Genomic DNA, 16,810 nt, shown 5'->3' with positions numbered 1-16,810 from the left:
AAAGCCGGACCCTTACGGTGCCCGGCTTGCTAGTTTATACGTCAAGTCAGGCAACATTCAACGTTGGAATGATCTTAGCCTTCGCCTCTTCTTCTGCTTTCTTAAAGCTATCCATCTTATCGAAGTTCAGATAGCGGTACACGTCAGCAGCCATTGAGTCGATCTTACCTGCATATTCCATGTACTCTTCAGCCGTAGGAATACGACCAACGATAGCACCTACTGCTGCCAGTTCAGCAGAAGTCAGGTACACGTTAGCACCATCACCTAAACGGTTAGGGAAGTTACGGGTAGAGGTAGACAGTACAGTCGCACCGGCGTCTACACGTGCCTGGTTACCCATACACAGTGAACAACCTGGCATTTCAGTACGTACACCTACGCGACCATAGATGTTGTAGTAACCTTCTTCCATCAGCTGGGCTTTGTCCATCTTGGTCGGCGGAGAAATCCACAGACGGGTAGGCAGGGTCTTACCGAAGTTATCCAGCAGTTTACCGGCAGCACGGAAGTGACCGATGTTAGTCATACAAGAACCGATGAATACTTCATCTACGTTGTCACCCGCTACGTCAGACAATGTTTTGGCATCATCCGGGTCGTTCGGGCAGCAAACGATTGGCTCTTTGATTTCAGACAGGTCTATTTCGATCACTTCTGCGTATTCAGCATCCGCATCGGCACGCATCAGTGATGGGTTAGCTAACCATTCCTCCATCTTCTGTGCACGACGCTCAAGGGTACGCGGATCGCCGTAACCTTCGTTAATCATCCAGCGTAACATGGTGATGTTAGAACGCAGGTACTCAGCAATAGACTCTTCAGACAGGTTGATGGTACAACCGGCTGCAGAACGCTCAGCAGACGCGTCTGACAGCTCGAATGCCTGTTCAACGGTTAAGTCTTCCAGACCTTCAATCTCAAGGATTCGACCAGAGAAGGCGTTGATCTTACCTTTTTTCTCAACAGTCAGCAGGCCTTGCTTGATGCCGTATAAAGGAATCGCGTGTACCAGGTCGCGTAAGGTGATACCAGGCTGACGCTCGCCTTTAAAGCGAACCAGAATTGATTCAGGCATATCCAGTGGCATAACGCCAGTCGCCGCAGCGAAGGCAACCAGACCAGAACCCGCCGGGAACGAAATACCCAGAGGGAAACGGGTGTGCGAGTCACCACCGGTACCTACGGTATCAGGCAGCAACATACGGTTTAACCAGCTATGGATAATACCGTCACCAGGGCGCAGTGAAACACCACCACGGTTCATGATGAAGTCAGGCAGGGTGTGCTGGGTATCGATATCGACCGGCTTAGGATACGCGGCAGTGTGACAGAAAGACTGCATGGTTAAATCGGCAGTAAAACCAAGACACGCCAGATCTTTCAGTTCGTCACGGGTCATAGGGCCAGTGGTATCCTGAGAACCAACGGTAGTCATTTTCGGCTCGCAGTATGTGCCTGGACGGATACCGTCAACACCACAGGCTTTACCCACCATTTTCTGTGCCAGTGAGAAGCCTTTGCCAGAATCTACTGGTTGCTCAGGCTTACGGAACAGCTCAGCCGGACCTAAGCCTAACGCTTCACGGGCTTTTTCAGTTAAGCCACGACCAATGATCAGGTTGATACGGCCACCAGCGCGTACTTCGTCCAGGATTACCTTAGACTTGTAGTTGTACTCAGCCAGTACTTCGCCAGTTTCACTGTTAGTGATTTTGCCTTCAAACGGATAGATGTCGATCACATCACCCATGTTCATTTTTTCAACGTCGGCTTCAAATACTAAGGCGCCGGCGTCTTCCATGGTGTTGAAGAAAATTGGCGCGACTTTGCTACCAATACATACACCGCCGCCGCGCTTGTTAGGCACACCTGGCAGGTCTTCACCGAAGAACCACAGTACAGAGTTAGTGGCTGATTTACGTGAAGAACCGGTTCCTACTACGTCACCCACGAAAGCAACCGGATGGCCTTTAGCCTTCACTTCTTCGATTTGCTTCATCGGGCCTTTAACGCCGTGCTCTTCCGGCTCAAGACCGTCGCGGGTCATTTTGTAAGCCGCTAAAGCGTGAAGAGGGATATCCGGACGAGACCAGGCATCTGGTGCAGGAGATAAGTCATCGGTGTTAGTTTCACCGGTTACTTTAAACACTGAGTAAGTTATTTTCTCAGCCATTTGCGGACGAGAAGTGAACCATTCAGCTTCGGCCCATGACTTAATGATGTCAGTGGCGAATTCATTGCCTGCTTTGTGTTTTTCTTCGACGTCATGGAACGCATCAAACATCAGCAGCGTGTGCTTCAATTCTTTGGCTGCCAGTGGCGCAAGTGCTGCATCGTCGAGTAACTCGACTAAAGTGGCGATGTTGTAACCACCGTGCATGTTACCCAGCAACTCAACTGCTTTTTCTTTGCTGATCAGGTCGCAGCTTACTTCGCCTTTTACAATGGCACTTAAGAAACCAGCTTTTACGTAAGCGGCTTCGTCAACACCAGGAGGTACACGCTCAGAAATTAGTTCCAGCAGAACCTCTTCCTCGCCTGCAGGTGGATTTTTCAGTAATTCGACTAATCCGGCCACTTGTTCCGCGTTTAACGGTTTTGGTGGGATTCCTTCAGCAGCACGCTCTTCTACGTGTTTGCGATATTCTTCTAACACGATGTTTTCCTCATGGTTATTCCTGCCAATTCGAACGGTCCCGGAGCAGGAAGTGACTATTTAAACGCCGGAATTATAACGGCATGTATAACGAATTTGAATTTTTATGCAGTTTCGCAGACTTATAGCCGCTATTCAGCCAGACTATTGTTGTAACCGCCGAGGTAACAACCGCACTTCTGCTAGCTTTTACGGGGATTTTGCCTGGGTTAGCGCAAACTGTGTTCAGGTACGTTTTCTGCCCGCAACGGCGAAAAACGCATTAACCGACCGCGCTCGCCGTCCGTCAGTACATATACTGATCCGTCACGACCCACTATCACATCCCGTAAACGCTCATTTATAGTAGCAAAGATTTGCCTTGCAGACATGGGATTTTGGTCTAATGCCACCGCATATAACGCTTTGTCTTTCAGGCTGCTCACCAGCAGATGATTGGCCAGCTCAGGAAAAGCAGAATCCTGATAAACCACCATCGAGGAAGGCGCAATTGAGGGAGTCCAGTTTAACATGGGATCCACCATGCCATCATAATGGGTGAACGGCGAAATTTTTGCCCCAGAGTAGTCCTTACCGAGCGTTACCACCGGCCAGCCGTAGTTATTGCCAGCCGCCAGTAAGTTGATCTCGTCGCCCCCGTCCGGGCCATGTTCATTCAGCCAAATCGTGCCGGATACAGGATCCTGGACCAGCCCCTGCGGATTGCGGTGGCCAAGCGTATAAATATAACTTTGCGGTGCATCGGGAGTGGTATAAAACGGATTATCCAATGGCGCACTGCCATCTTCGTTAAAGCGCAGTACTTTGCCTAAAAAGCTGCTTTTTTGCTGTGCCTGCTCGCGGTAGTCAAAACCATCGCCACTGGTCATCAACCACGTGCCGTCGGCCAGTTTCAGCAGTCGTCCGCCAAAGTGTACCGGCGTATCCTTAGCCGATTTAACCGTAAATAAACGCTTCACTTCAGGCATTTCGCCTACCAGCTTCGCCGTGCCGAAAGCGAGGTAATTTTCGCTGTCAGTACCCACCGCAAAGCTCAGATAAACCCGCCGGGTTTCGGTAAAGTCTTCCGCCAGTACAATGTCCAACAAGCCGCCCTGCCCGGCTACATAGAGCTGCTCAATTTGCAGCGGGATCTCAAGGCGTTGCCCGGCATTGGTATACTCAATGATAGTGCCACCGCGCTCAGTGATCAGCCAGCCGCCGAGTGGGTTTTCGGCAGCCGCCCAGGGCGAGGCAAGATAGCCGGCAATCTGGGTTTGATGGAAATTTCCGGTTAACGGCGGCGGGTCATTGGCCTGTGCAGACAAGGCCCCGAACAGGCTTACTATCCCCACCAGAAGGGGCATCAACTTTTGACTTCGCTGATGTAACGCTTTGCACATATCGATTAGACTATCAACAACTTGTACTTGGCAGCTTAGCATGAAATTATACGATTTGTGTTGCGCTTTATTGTAAGCAGTGTTGTCATCTGTGCAAGATGAGTACAAATCAAGCTTGTTGTAAGAGAGTATGCCGTAATGTCTGAAAAAGTCGTCGTTTACGAAGTTCAGTCCGACATCAGGCCGGTTACCAAAATCGGTGCGATGCTGGTGACCTGGTTGGTGACCTACACCATTGCCAGTGTGTCTCAGTCTCAATTTGTCCTCGCGGATCTTGAATCACTCGGCGTTACCATTTCAGGTAATCAATGGCTTGAACATACCGTACTGGACTGGTGGGGGCTATTGCCCAAATATGGCTCCGCGGTGTTTGCTGCCTTGTGCATTGCGCTGTATATGAGTGGCCGTGCGGGCCGGATGCTCAAACTCCGCAGCAACTGGTTGCACCCATTGGCTGGTGGCATAGCTATGGCCCTGATATTGATAGCCATGCAACCGCTGCTAAACGTTACCCTTATCGCAGGCACCCGCTCCTTTGAAGGCCAGCTCTGGCAGGTAGTCGCCGGCGTCACCGGCGGTTTAACGTATAAGTTTTTACGCCAGGACGTGGCGCGCTGGGTAATCCAGCGGCCGCGCCAGAATGCGCTGCTGTAACTGCAACTAAATCTTTTCGATTGCCAGCGACGAACCCGCTTTGCTTATCTGATACTGACGCAGGTTTTTCGCGCTATAGTGCTCACTGGTAATGTTGGATACGCCAATAAAACTGGCGATTGCCGTTTTAGGAGCAAGCTCCAGCTTCACATAACCACGATGCTGACAATCCGTCCACAGAATTTCCCGGTTATGCTGCGCTACCCGTTGATCAAACTCCCCTGCCAGCGCCGGCCCAAAGGTTTCAAAGTCGCCCGGCGAGGTAATGCCGGCCGTACCTAGCTCAACTCCCATGGCATCGCCATCACCGGCAAATAACTGGTTTGCCCAGAACGCATGGCTATCACCGGTTAACACTATTAAATCGGTGGCTTTCGCCGACTGACAAAGCTGATAGAATTTCTCTCTGGCCACAGGGTAGCCATCCCAGGTATCAAGATAGATAGGTAAGTCATACTTACCTAACGCCATAAAATAACCAAAATGCTGGGCAATCGCGTCATTATCAGCCAGCACCTCGGGCAAGGTTAAATCACTGGCGTCCGGTACATTGGTGCGGGCCATAGGGATCTGGTTGCCTATCAGCCGCCAATTAGCCCCTCTGGCAACAGAGGTCGCGAGCTTTTCGTTTAGGTAATTTTCCATGGCGACACTCAACATCGAGCGTCCTGGATCGCCCAACACCGATTCAATGAAATGCCGCAAGGTTTGTTCTGACTTTATTTGTGGCAGGTATTCGGCATAATCGATTTGTTTGCCGCGTCCTGTATGGCGGGTTTCCAAAGTCGTCAGTGTGGCCAGATTACCGAATTCAAAATGCCGCCACAATTGCGCTTTGTTAGTATTTTTACCAGGTTCCCTAAGTGGCATCCACTCGTAGTAAGCTTTAATCGACGCTGCTCGTCGGGCCGCCCAGTCACCTTCATCGGCCTGGTGATTTTGCGCGCCATCCATATAGGGGTTATTGGCAGATTCGTGATCATCCCAGGTGGGAATTAACGGATGTGATGCATGCATTAACCGCGAACCATTATCAGTTTTATACTGGCGGTGTCGGGTTCGGTAGTCCATTAACGACACAATCTCATTGGCGGGCTGATGACGGCGGTTAAGCTTACGTCCTTCATCATCACCCCAGCCATCCTGACCATATTCGTAAATGTAATCGCCCAGATGTAATACAAAATCAACAGATTCATCCGCGGCAATATGATGATAGGCATTAAAATAGCCAAACGGGTAATTTGAACAGGACGCCACGGCAATGCTCAACGAATCCTGCTCGCCGACTGGCAAAGTTTTGGTACGCCCGGGTTCACTCTGGCCATTGCTGGTCATAAAACGATAATAATAAGTGGTTCCCGGCTCCAGATCGGTTACATCGATTTTAAAGGTACAATCGTGGGTTAGCGAAGTCTCCCCCTGACCACTTTTCACCAGTTGCTTAAATGCCAGATCCCTGGCCACTTGCCATGCCAGGGCAACCGGTTCACGGGTGTGGGTCCACAGAATAACGCTGTCGTGAGTGGGGTCGCCACTGGCTACACCGCAATCAAACAGTGGATTTACCGGTGCCGCAGCCGCCTGATAAGCAAAAGGGGTTAATACGCCAGAGGCAAGAGTGGCTTTTAAAAACTGGCGACGAGAGAAAATCATAGTAAGGTCCGCACAACAAAATAGAGCCTGACTATGCAATAGCTCTGTGACATTCCTATGAAGTGTCGATGAACATTTTGCTAAGGCATTGAAAATGCTTTACTAAGTAATATTACTGCCAAATACCGACGCCAACCGGTTAGCCACGGGATCGGATTTTTTCCCCCTTCTTCAACCTGGTTAATACCTGTTCGCGTATTGCCGGCGACTGACGGGATAAAAACTCGTCGGCCTTAGCCTGGCTGTAGCGACTGTAACCGTTATATACCCGTGACGTCAGGTGGATCAGATTATCCTGATTAGTGATCCTGTGCAGATTTTGGTCAGCAAACTGCGGATTACGAAAAGCCGAACGACTAATTAGATCAGAAGTCAGTGGTTGTGTGTCAATGTCGGTTTGCCTGTTTAGCCAGCTTAGCGCCTGTTCGGGCTGATTAAAGCTCATCGATTCAACTACCACTTTGGCCCGTGACTGACGTTGATCCGGCGCCGCCCTTTGCATAAAGCGATCGGCCGCTTCTTCTGGATTTCTCATCAGCCAGCTGCGAAACGCACGCTCTTCGACGTCTTGCTTTTGCTTAGGATCACTCATCAAATCGAGCCTGGCCAGTGCCTCATCCGGGTGCTGAATAATCCATTGGGAGAACACGGCCTGTAACGCCCTGTCGTTATCCATGGCCTGAACCCGCTCAAGTAAATACTCAAAATCTTCGGTATTTTGCAGGTTCCTGGCGGTGCTGCTTACGGCATACCCAATCGCTTCAAAATCATTGGCATCGAAATCCGTTTCAATACTGCTGATGGCCGCATCCAGATCCTGTTTGGCGAGACTGGAAAACAAGCCCACCAGGGCAAATCTGCCCATACCCTGCTGGCGGTTTTCCTCGGGCTGGCTCAAATACCACCGCAACGCTGCATGGGGATCCGCATTTGCCCAGGTAGCGATGACAGACGCCATCACACCGCCTTTTTGCATCTTGTCGGTCACATTAAGGTTCACATAATCTACGGCTTCCAGTGGCGACAGCTCTGCCAGGCGGTTAATAAACATCATGGTTATTTGCAGACCTTCCGGCGAGTCACCGTATTCCAGCTGATTGAGCGCCTCTATGGTTTGCTCTAAATTAAGTTGCGACACAATAGCGTATGCTTTGGCAATACTCGCCATGGTGGGCGACCACCCCATTTCGCCTAACAACGCCCGGATTTGCACTACGGCGTCATCTACCGTTATCGGCCTGTCGGCACTCCCGGCGTTTGCAACAGGCGCCGCGCCAGTCTCCTGCGGGTAACCCCGCAACGCTGCACTGCCAGCAACATTTTGCCTGTCTGACTCAGCTGCGTCTGCAGCAGTGTTTGAGGAAGTGTGGCCGGTTGGCTGATAGGGTGTTACTTGTGATGTGCCATACCAATAGGCGCAAAGTACGGTCGCAATCCAAAGCAAACCAATCAGTAATTTCATATCCAATCCTTTGAAATCAAGAAAGTGCCGGTCGTATAATCATGAAGTTGCTAAATCACCGGCAAACACCACTAAAGTCTAACCTGTAACGGTGCCCTGCGCCAAAATAATTGATAAGCAGGCCACACGGCCGACGAGCCTGATTTATTGATGTTACAACGAGGTCTTTCGGGCCAGAAAGCCGAGCGCAGAACGACTGCCATGCAGGCAGATTGGTTGCCCCGGACGAAGTCTCTCCCACTGCGCTCTGGGTGTTACCTGACACACATAATCAAAAAACTGTGCGTTGTACTCAGCCAGATAGATTTTACCGTTACAGTGCTTTTTACGAAAGCGACGGGGTAATTTAGCGATGGTCACCTGCTGGGTGGCATTTCTGGCATCCAGTATATAAAGATGCAACGCCACAGGCGCGCCGCGGTAAACCGCGAAGGCAGCGAACAAAGCGACCAGCAACGCTGTGCCAATCGCACCAAAAAAACGGCGCGGAGAATCCACCTTCATGGGCTGCTTGCCCTTCGCCAGTCGGTCTGCATTCGCTTTACGCAGATGATTGCTATGTAACAACTTTTTGCAAGTTGCCACAAATACCACCAGGCCTGCCGTTAAGGCTACCCACTTAAAGGGGGTAACCATTTCGTTATTCAGCAGGAAAGAGTGAAAGTAAACCGGTAGTAACATGGCACCGAGAATTAAACCGCCAAAAACTAGCGCTAATGTCCCGAGCAGCTTGTATTGCATTTGTTCAGGTGTTTCCGGTTCTGGCAGCAGTATTTCCGGCTCTGCTGTCGGTGAGTCGTCTTTATTGGCATTAACTGCCGCCAGCGCATGATGTATTTGTTTCACCCGCTTAGGAAACCGCGCCTTATCAATAGTGCTGAGGGCTTCTTCGAGTTCTGCTTTGGTGTAACGACTGTAATCTGGTGTCACTAATCCATTCACCTTACCGGCTATCCTTTTCAATACGATACACGACCGGGTATAAAAAAACTAATCAATCCAAATCAATAGGTTAATTCGTACTAAACTGGTATTTTACCGGAAAGCTCACTGCTCACAGGAAAACGGATGAATTTACGGCTGCTTGCTACCCGCGTCAGGGTGCTATGGGAATCATTGTCTACCAGCTACTGGTTTATTCCATTGCTGATGATGAGTATTAGCGTGGCGCTTTGTTATGCCTGTTTATCAGTTATCGAGCGGGCTTTTCTGCCGGATGTGCTGCGGCCGTTGATCCCCTTGGTCACCCAGGACAGCGTTCAGCAACTGCTTTCCACCGTCGCCGGCGCGATGATAACGGTAACCAGTATTGCATTTTCAATGACTCTGGTGTCGCTGACCCTGGCATCCAATCAATTTGGCCCGCGCTTAATTCGTAATTTTATGCAGGATCGCAACACCCAAATGGTGTTGGGTATTCTGGTCTCGACCTTTTTGTTCTGCCTGATTTCCCTGCACCACCTGTCGTCGATAAACAGTAATCAGGATGCTATTTCCATGTTAGCCGGTGCCACCGTGTTTCTGGCACTCATCGACTGTGTCACCATTATTTATTTTATTCACCACGTGTCCCGTTCCATTCAGGCCGACCAGGTGATCGCCAATTGTGTACTGCATTTCGAAAGCAACATTGACTCTTTATTGCCGGTACCTGAGGCCAGCTCGTCATTCCGGGCCATTGCTGAGCAATGGGCTGCACCTCAAGGTGACTTTCTGGTTCGTGTGAATGCGGTTCAGAACGGCTATGTACAAACCATCAATTATGCCAGCTTTCTGAACCAGAATGCCACTGAAGTTGCAGGATGTGAGTTACATGTTCGTAGCGGCGACCATGTTTTATGTGGTGAAGAACTGTTTACCGTCCACTGCCAACAGCCCGCCAGCGAGGCCGATTTTACGACGTTGCGACAAGCGGTGGTGCTTGGTGCCAACCGCACCCCCATTCAGGATCCGGAGTTTGCTATCAGTCAGTTGGTTGAAATTGCGCTGCGAGCTTTGTCGCCGGGGATCAATGATCCCCATACGGCGATTACCTGTGTGGATAAGCTAACGGCCATTTGTGTGCAGGTGGCTACCCGCGAGTTTCCGGCAGAGAACCTTATTCACACTTCGTCCGGGGTGTGGCTGAAACGCCGCACATTCACTTTTGCCGGGGTAGTCGATAAAGCGTACAGCCAGGTCCGGCAATCAGCGAATGACCAGATTGCGGTGCTTATCCACCTACTCAAAAGTCTGGCAAAATTACAGCAATGCTGCGCTGCCACAGAGCAGAAAACCATTTCGACTCATGCCCGCAGTATTGCAGAACAAATTGACACAATAACCATCAGTGACTGTGATAAAAAAGCGATCAATGAGGCAATGTTACCTTTTGACTGAAATGGAAGGATCGGGATAGGGTTGTCTTTCCTTTGTTATGAAAGACAATCCTTTCTAAATGTTCTTATTTCGAGTTCGACTGATTGCGAAGACGCGCTTCTTCAGCCTTTACGTAATCGGTCGAGGCATGATTAAAGCGGTAATCATAGCCGGCAAATTTTGAATCAAAATCCACTGACACTGTCATGCCTTCGGTCTCCACTGCTTTTCCATCAACAAACCGCGGCATATAGCGCCATTGCTGTACCGCTTCCATCGCAGAATGCCTGAACACTTTACTACCGGCACTATCATCACTTACCCGAACGTTTTCAACGTTGCCCGCAGAACTGATATCAAAGGTCACTTTTACTGAGGGGTCACCGGTTAAGTCTGTGGCCACCTGAGGATGCCGTGGCATCTTACGTACTAATAGTACCGGCTCCAGGTGTGCTTGCCAGGGCTTCATTTGCGCAATATGCTGGCTATGCTGTTTCGCTTTCTCTGGTTGTGCTAATTGCTCGCAAGCTTCTAGCATCAGTGCACGAGCCTGCAATGTGAGCGGATGGGTATAGTCCAGATGCTGGTCGAGCGTGTCAGTTAAAGGCTCCAACGTTGCTACCACCCGATTAAAATCACCGGCTGCGTAACTCAGGCGGCCAAGCAAGTATCGTTGCTCCAGGGTACGCATGTCCTGCTCACCCCAGTTTTTTATCGCCAACATTAGCCCCTGATTGACCGTGTCGGTTACACGCTGTTGTGAAAACGGTGCACTGCCATATTGCAGTAATGTACTTGCAACCATGTAATACATGTTAGCGGCATCTGCAGGATAGGCAGTGGCGGCTTGTTCAAGGTCATCAAGCATATCTCTCATTAGCAGCGTTGCGCCACTCACTTTTAACTTTACTTTTCGTGTTTGCTCTTTTTGCATAAGCGCCTTATACCAATCCAATCTGGTTGCCAACGTTTTGGCAGATAGCGTTCCGAATTGCTGCGCCGCATTACTGGCAAGTGTTTCAAACTGATCAACCGCAATATCATACTTACCGACTTGTCCGGCCGCGACAGCGTAATTATATTGAAGAGCGAACAGGTTATCAGAATCAGCAGCATATTCCTGTTGACCAGCATTAAACGCCTGCGAAGCATATTTAAAAGCCTGCGTGGTATCACCGGTACTAACTGCCTGCTGATACTGTTGATAAGCACTGGTCATTTCGCTGGCGTGAGTCTGAGCAGACATCCCCAGACTGAAGGCAACAGCCGTCGCCAGTCAGAGATAACGTTTTAGCATAGCTTTCTCCATGTCAGTTAATCACGTTTAGTCCTCAACTACCGACATCCTGAACAGGAATATCAAACTTAAGTATAAAGTTAAGTTATTAACTAAAAAAGCCAGCATATCGCTGGCTTTTCAATCGATTACGCGATGAACAACTTATGAGCCGAGTTCTGCCTGAATCTGCTCGCTGCTGCTTTTTTCTGACTCAACAAACTTCGACCACTGCTGCGCCATCCCTTTGCTTGAGCTGAATTTTTCAGCTTCGGCCAGAGTATCCAACGCGGCGGCAAACTGTTTTTTGTTGTACAGCGCCATGCCTTTGATAAGGTAAGGAATACCCGGGTTACGCAAGTCGCCCTTACTCAACGCATTATCGGCTGACTCAATAGCGTTATCCCAGCTTTCCATGTTCAGGTAGATTTGCGCCAGTTGAGCATCCAACTCACCATCGTCGGATAGATCCGCCGCCTGAGCCATGACCGGTACCGCTTTTTCCTGTTCTTTAGCCAGGGTCCAGGTTTGACCAAGGAACTTGAGATTACGCAGGTTCTTTTCCAGCACGCCATCATTTATGGCCTGCTCCATCAGTCGGGCGCCTTTGTAAGGTGCCTTATGATAATAATAGAGCTGTGCCAGGTTAAAGATATCACCGCCGTTGGTCACGTAACCTTGCTGATACGCCGCTTCCATGATCGCCAGTTGTGTTTTCTCTTCGCCAAGCTCTCCATACATACCCGCCAGCTGGATCCAGTATTTAGGCTCGTTAAACAACTTCACCATTTTTACCAGCACGTCTTTGACCTTTTCAGGCTGCTTGAGCTCGTAATAAATGGCCCGTTGTAAAATCAACCAGCCCTCGTCCGGGATCATGCCTTCATCTTCATGGCCTTTAATGGCCTGATTAATGAATTCAGACGCCTCAGCATACTGCTTGTTCTGATAATAAGCCTGGGCTTTAATTACCAGATTCTTGGGTGGGATTTTACCGGTATTCAACGCTTCCCAGCGCTCCAGATAGGCAATACTATCGCTGTAATTGCCCTGCATCAGGTGAAGCTGTGCCAGGCTGAACAAGGTGCTCATCTCGAAGCTTTCCGGGATGGGCTGTTGCTCGACCACTTTGGCAAAGTTCTCCAGCGCTTTGTCGTACTGCTCATCGTTGTAGTAAATAAAGCCATAAAAGTTGTACATCATGGCCAGCTCATAGCTGTTCATAGAACTGGCTTTATCCTTAACAACATCGAGGATACCGACCGCTTGGGCAATATTACCGGCGTCGGCTTGTTCCTGGGCACGGGCTAACTGCTCGTAAACCTTCGAGCGTAATGCCGGTGTGCGACGGGTAGGTCGCTCGCTGGCTTTTTGTTCTTCCTGCGCAGCCGCAGGTGTTGCCACCAGCGAGGTAGTGCCAGTGATTAACAAACCAGCCACCGCCAATGACAACAGGGATTTAGAAAGTGTCTGTTTCATACTCACCTTACCCGTCTATCTGGAACGTAATACGGTTTTGTACACCGGAAACTTCTGCCGGCTCACCATTTACAACCCGAGGCTTATACTTAAACTTCTTCGCTGCATCCATTGCCGCCTGTTCAAAAATGCCTTCCGGGTTCGCTTCAATCACAAACACATCTTTCACGGCACCTTGTTTGGAGACGGTAAACTCAACGATAACAAAGCCTTCAATACCGCGTTGCAATGCGCGACGAGGATAAACTGGCGCTACTTTAACAATAGGCAGATACTCACCATCTCCGCCTTCAAGCGCCAGACCACCACCATCCAGTGCCATACTATCACCAACATCGGCGGCAAAAGCCAGACCACTACTATCGGCATCGGGACTCGGTGAATCCATCTGCGGCGTATCCATCTGTGGCGGCTGTTCTTCGGGCTTAGGCGGCTTACGAGGTTTACGATCTTTCTTCTGCACCTGCTCTTCAGGCTTAACGCGCACGAAATCAAGCACGCTGCCTTTAGGAGGTTCTGTTAATGCGCTTCCGCCCATTTTGATTAGCGACTGCATCAGAAAGAACAAACCCAACGTAATCGCCAGTGATACAACAAATGCGATTAAAAATCGTGACATGGTCTATGCTCGCTTATGGCTCTTGTGCCGCAATTGACACATCAAATACACCAGCTGCCCGGGATGCATCCATCACTTTAATCAAAGTTTCTGTTGTGGCCAGCTTATCAGCCTGAATCACAACAGTACCCTGCGGATTTTCTGCGTGCAGACGCTCAATATTCGCCTGTACGGCACGGACATCGATACGTCGCTTGTTAATCCAAATTTCGCCAGTATCAGAAATCGCAACCAGAATATTAGCGCGGTCTTTCTTAACCGCAGTAGCAGCTTCCGGGCGATTTACATCAATACCGGCTTCCTTAACGAAAGAGGCCGTAACGATGAAGAAAATCAGCATAATAAATACCACGTCCAGCATGGGCGTCATATCAATTGTGGCTTCTTCTTCATCCACCAGGTTTTGAAAATGTTGTTTCATAATTTTTCGTACCTTTCTAGCGGGCGGCTATGAACACCGCCCTCTCGGAATAGTTGTTAGCGCTTGCTCAGGGCTTCTTCTAAATGCGCTCGCTCGGTTTTGACTTTACGATTTAACCAACTTGACGCAAAGACACCGGATAGAGCTCCCACCATTCCAGCCATAGTTGGAATAGTTGCTTTAGATACACCTGACGCCATCGAACGGGCATTACCTGAACCTGAGATAGCCATTACATCAAAAACTTCGATCATTCCAGTTACTGTCCCCATCAGACCTAACAGCGGACACAATGCCACCAGCGCCTGGATAATCGGGATACTGCCATTTAAACGAATGGTCAGCGACGAAATAATCTTTGAACGAACCTGCTCAGCGTACCAGGAAGTGCGATCTTCCCGGGCTTTCCACTCAGCAATAGCCGTTTTACTTAAGTTCTTGTGTGAAACCAGCAGATACATTGCACGTTCGAGGATCAAGAGCCACATGACGAATATCAGCAAACCGATGACCAGAAGTACCTGGCCTCCGGTTTCTGTAAAATCACGAATTGCTTCCAGAAACTCAATCATGATGATTAGCCTTTCTCAGCGCGCTCAGCGATTACTCCGGCAGCTTGTTCCTGCAGAATGTAAACAATGTTTTTACTACGCGTATTCAGCATCGCGTACAGTAAGGTAGTCGGAATCGCTACCACCAGACCCAGTACAGTAGTTACCAGCGCGGTGGAGATACCACCTGCCATCAGCTTCGGGTCACCAGTGCCAAACAGGGTAATTGCCTGGAAGGTGTTAATCATACCGGTTACGGTACCCAACAGACCCATCAGCGGTGCAACCACAGAGATGATCTTAATAATACCCAGATTACGACCCAGCTTAGGCACTTCGGCCAGAATGGCTTCGGTTAAGTGCAGTTCCAGTGCTTCGGTGTCGGCATTTGGATGCTCTTCGCGCACTTTTAATACACGTCCCAGCGGGTTAGACGTTTTAATGTCTTTGGATTTCAGCTGACCGTTCACTTTGGTACGAATAATCGTCAGCGTAAACAAGCGCTCAAGTGCCAGTAGCAGACCGATTGCACCCACAATCAGGATGATATAACCCACTACACCACCCTGCTCAACACGCTCTTTGAGATTAGGTGCCTGCACCAGTAAGCCGAGGATTGAACCACCGGTTGGATCGATACCAAATTTAACCAGTTCACCATTAGAGGCCTGGAGTTCTGCAGCCGACTCACCATAACGTGCAGGCGGCTGACGAACCAGTTCGGCAACCGTACCGGTAACACCGTTGAAGTCAAGATACTTACCATCTGAAACCAACGCAAACGGCCCTACGCGAACCACTTCTTTAGACACTTTGGCGCCGCCCGCTTCTACTACATCAGTAGTGAACCTGGTCACTTTGCCTGACTGGGTCATTTCGCGTTGAATTTCATACCAGACCTGCTCGATTTCATCGATAGAGGCCAGTTTTGAGCTGGAGCCCATGTCCTGCGCCAGCTGGTCTAAAAACGCAGCACGGCCCGGTATTTCAGCAGACACAACAGAGTTATAAAATTTATTTTTGGTATCGCCGGCAACCTGTTGCAGTACGCCAAACAACTCTTTTAATGAACCTAAACGATTGGTCAGCGCTTCGTTTAAGTCTGCCAGTTTAAATTCGTTTTCTTCAAAGGTAGTTTCCAGCTGCTCTGAAGTCGCCAGCGTGCGATCCCGCAGTTGCGCGGTTTCTCGCAAAATGCGCTCCTGCTCGGCGCGCTGCGCCATAAACTCTTGCTCACGCTGCTTGTTCTGCTGTGTTTGCGCGAACTTGCCTTCTTCAAGCTGCTGTAATAATGCATCTAAATCTAATGCACGGTCATTCTGTGCGACAGCGCTAACGCTGATGCTCGCAGCAACCAGACCAAATACGATATTCTTAAACGATTTCAACATCATCTTCGTCCTCTTAGTCTGTAAGCGCGACTGGCAGCATTAACAGATCAGGCGCAAGTTGTTTTTTGGCCATGCGTAATGCTTTGGTGACCTGGGTACGGTAAGAGCTGTCTAACTCTTCCCACTGACGGGTTTGCTTGTTCCAAACACCTTGTAAACCCGCATCACGAGTTTGGTAAATCAGTGCAGTACGACCAAGGCGTAAAAACTCAACGTCTCGTTCCTGACCGTTGATTTCATGAATACCGGTGTAAGCTTCCATTGTGCGGCCGTAGTCCATTTCTACCTGATAAGCTTCCATCACGCGGCGGAATTTTTCAGAAGCAGCAACATCAGCACGGTCCATCATGCTTTTCAAACCAGCGATACGGTCGGCACGTTCTCTTGGTAAGAAAGGTACATCCAATTGTACAAACTGTTCTAACCCATCAATCATGCGGATCATTAACGGCGTAATCTGACGCTCGATAACGGATACCTCATCAATTGCCGCATTCAGGTCAGCCATTTCCTGTTCCTGATTAGCAATTTGCTTACGCAACTGATTGTTGTAAATTTCCAGACCTTCGATCTCTTTGTTCAGCGTTTTAAACTGTTGCAGTTTGCTGTCAATCTGATCGGTGATGCCGTCAATTTTCTGCTGCGATTTAGCAGCTGACTCATTGATTTCCTTGGCAGACTCGATAGCAGGTTCTAGCCCCTGCTCCTGAGCAAAGGCTGATGCGGACAATAACGCCGTACTCACCAGCAAGGTGTTAAAAAGCTTCATAGATTCAAACCTTTTGTTTATAAGAAATCGGTAATACCGACCACTAAATTAGCTGCGGGTAGGATAGGGTGTTTCTGTGACAGTTTTATTACATATCTGTCATGTAAATATGGCAGTAAAAAGGGGCCTTGCA

Annotated in this window: 14 protein-coding genes; 2 read left to right on the top strand and 12 right to left on the bottom strand. The window is 49.4% G+C overall.

What is annotated here, in order from left to right:
* Window positions 1-46: 46 nt before the first annotated feature.
* The gene (acnB, locus tag AC2T0J_RS12425) at window positions 47-2,659 is read right to left on the bottom strand and encodes a bifunctional aconitate hydratase 2/2-methylisocitrate dehydratase (RefSeq protein ID WP_489806135.1); all 2,613 of its coding nucleotides are present in this window, start codon (window positions 2,657-2,659) and stop codon (window positions 47-49) included.
* Between the two features lie 209 nt (window positions 2,660-2,868).
* Window positions 2,869-4,005, bottom strand: coding sequence for a PQQ-dependent sugar dehydrogenase (locus AC2T0J_RS12420; RefSeq protein WP_489810331.1), 1,137 nt, complete (start codon window positions 4,003-4,005; stop codon window positions 2,869-2,871).
* Window positions 4,006-4,179: 174 nt separating this feature from the next.
* On the opposite strand from AC2T0J_RS12420, the gene AC2T0J_RS12415 reads away from it, so the two are divergent.
* Window positions 4,180-4,695, top strand: coding sequence for a hypothetical protein (locus tag AC2T0J_RS12415; protein ID WP_489806134.1), 516 nt, complete (start codon window positions 4,180-4,182; stop codon window positions 4,693-4,695).
* Between the two features lie 6 nt (window positions 4,696-4,701).
* Here the strand turns inward: AC2T0J_RS12415 and AC2T0J_RS12410 are convergent, their stop codons facing one another.
* From AC2T0J_RS12410 to AC2T0J_RS12400, 3 genes are all read right to left on the bottom strand, one after another.
* Window positions 4,702-6,351, bottom strand: a complete 1,650-nt coding sequence (locus AC2T0J_RS12410) for an alkaline phosphatase D family protein (RefSeq protein WP_489806133.1) — start codon at window positions 6,349-6,351, stop codon at window positions 4,702-4,704.
* A 139-nt stretch (window positions 6,352-6,490) separates the two neighbouring features.
* Window positions 6,491-7,813 carry a hypothetical protein gene (locus tag AC2T0J_RS12405; RefSeq protein WP_489806132.1) on the bottom strand — a complete coding sequence of 441 codons (1,323 nt, stop codon included), beginning with the start codon at window positions 7,811-7,813 and terminating at the stop codon, window positions 6,491-6,493.
* A 153-nt stretch (window positions 7,814-7,966) separates the two neighbouring features.
* Window positions 7,967-8,755, bottom strand: coding sequence for a hypothetical protein (locus tag AC2T0J_RS12400; RefSeq protein ID WP_489806131.1), 789 nt, complete (start codon window positions 8,753-8,755; stop codon window positions 7,967-7,969).
* A gap of 126 nt (window positions 8,756-8,881) precedes the next feature.
* Here AC2T0J_RS12400 and AC2T0J_RS12395 point away from each other — a divergent pair, with 126 nt between their 5' ends.
* Window positions 8,882-10,192, top strand: a complete 1,311-nt coding sequence (locus tag AC2T0J_RS12395; protein ID WP_489806130.1) for a DUF2254 domain-containing protein — start codon at window positions 8,882-8,884, stop codon at window positions 10,190-10,192.
* 64 nt (window positions 10,193-10,256) lie between these two features.
* Here AC2T0J_RS12395 and AC2T0J_RS12390 read toward each other — a convergent pair whose 3' ends face one another.
* From AC2T0J_RS12390 to AC2T0J_RS12360, 7 genes are all read right to left on the bottom strand, one after another.
* A complete protein-coding gene (locus AC2T0J_RS12390; protein ID WP_489806129.1) occupies window positions 10,257-11,417 on the bottom strand; it encodes an energy transducer TonB in 1,161 nt (386 codons plus the stop codon).
* 195 nt (window positions 11,418-11,612) lie between these two features.
* Entirely contained in the window at window positions 11,613-12,932 is a 1,320-nt protein-coding gene (locus AC2T0J_RS12385) for a tetratricopeptide repeat protein (protein ID WP_489806128.1), read from the bottom strand.
* A 1-nt stretch (window position 12,933) separates the two neighbouring features.
* Window positions 12,934-13,545: an energy transducer TonB gene (locus AC2T0J_RS12380; RefSeq protein ID WP_489806127.1), complete on the bottom strand. Its 612-nt coding sequence runs from the start codon at window positions 13,543-13,545 to the stop codon at window positions 12,934-12,936.
* A 13-nt stretch (window positions 13,546-13,558) separates the two neighbouring features.
* A complete protein-coding gene (locus AC2T0J_RS12375; protein ID WP_489806126.1) occupies window positions 13,559-13,966 on the bottom strand; it encodes an ExbD/TolR family protein in 408 nt (135 codons plus the stop codon).
* Window positions 13,967-14,022: 56 nt separating this feature from the next.
* The gene (locus tag AC2T0J_RS12370; protein WP_489806125.1) at window positions 14,023-14,538 is read right to left on the bottom strand and encodes a MotA/TolQ/ExbB proton channel family protein; all 516 of its coding nucleotides are present in this window, start codon (window positions 14,536-14,538) and stop codon (window positions 14,023-14,025) included.
* Window positions 14,539-14,543: 5 nt separating this feature from the next.
* Window positions 14,544-15,908 carry a MotA/TolQ/ExbB proton channel family protein gene (locus AC2T0J_RS12365; protein ID WP_489810330.1) on the bottom strand — a complete coding sequence of 455 codons (1,365 nt, stop codon included), beginning with the start codon at window positions 15,906-15,908 and terminating at the stop codon, window positions 14,544-14,546.
* 13 nt (window positions 15,909-15,921) lie between these two features.
* Window positions 15,922-16,677, bottom strand: a complete 756-nt coding sequence (locus AC2T0J_RS12360) for a DUF3450 domain-containing protein (RefSeq protein ID WP_489806124.1) — start codon at window positions 16,675-16,677, stop codon at window positions 15,922-15,924.
* Window positions 16,678-16,810 lie beyond the last annotated feature (133 nt).

It is taken from the genome of Alteromonas sp. ISO5 (assembly GCF_058105165.1).
The sequence above is the reverse complement of the archived record's forward strand: the minus strand, read 5'-3'. Positions and strand labels throughout refer to the sequence as shown.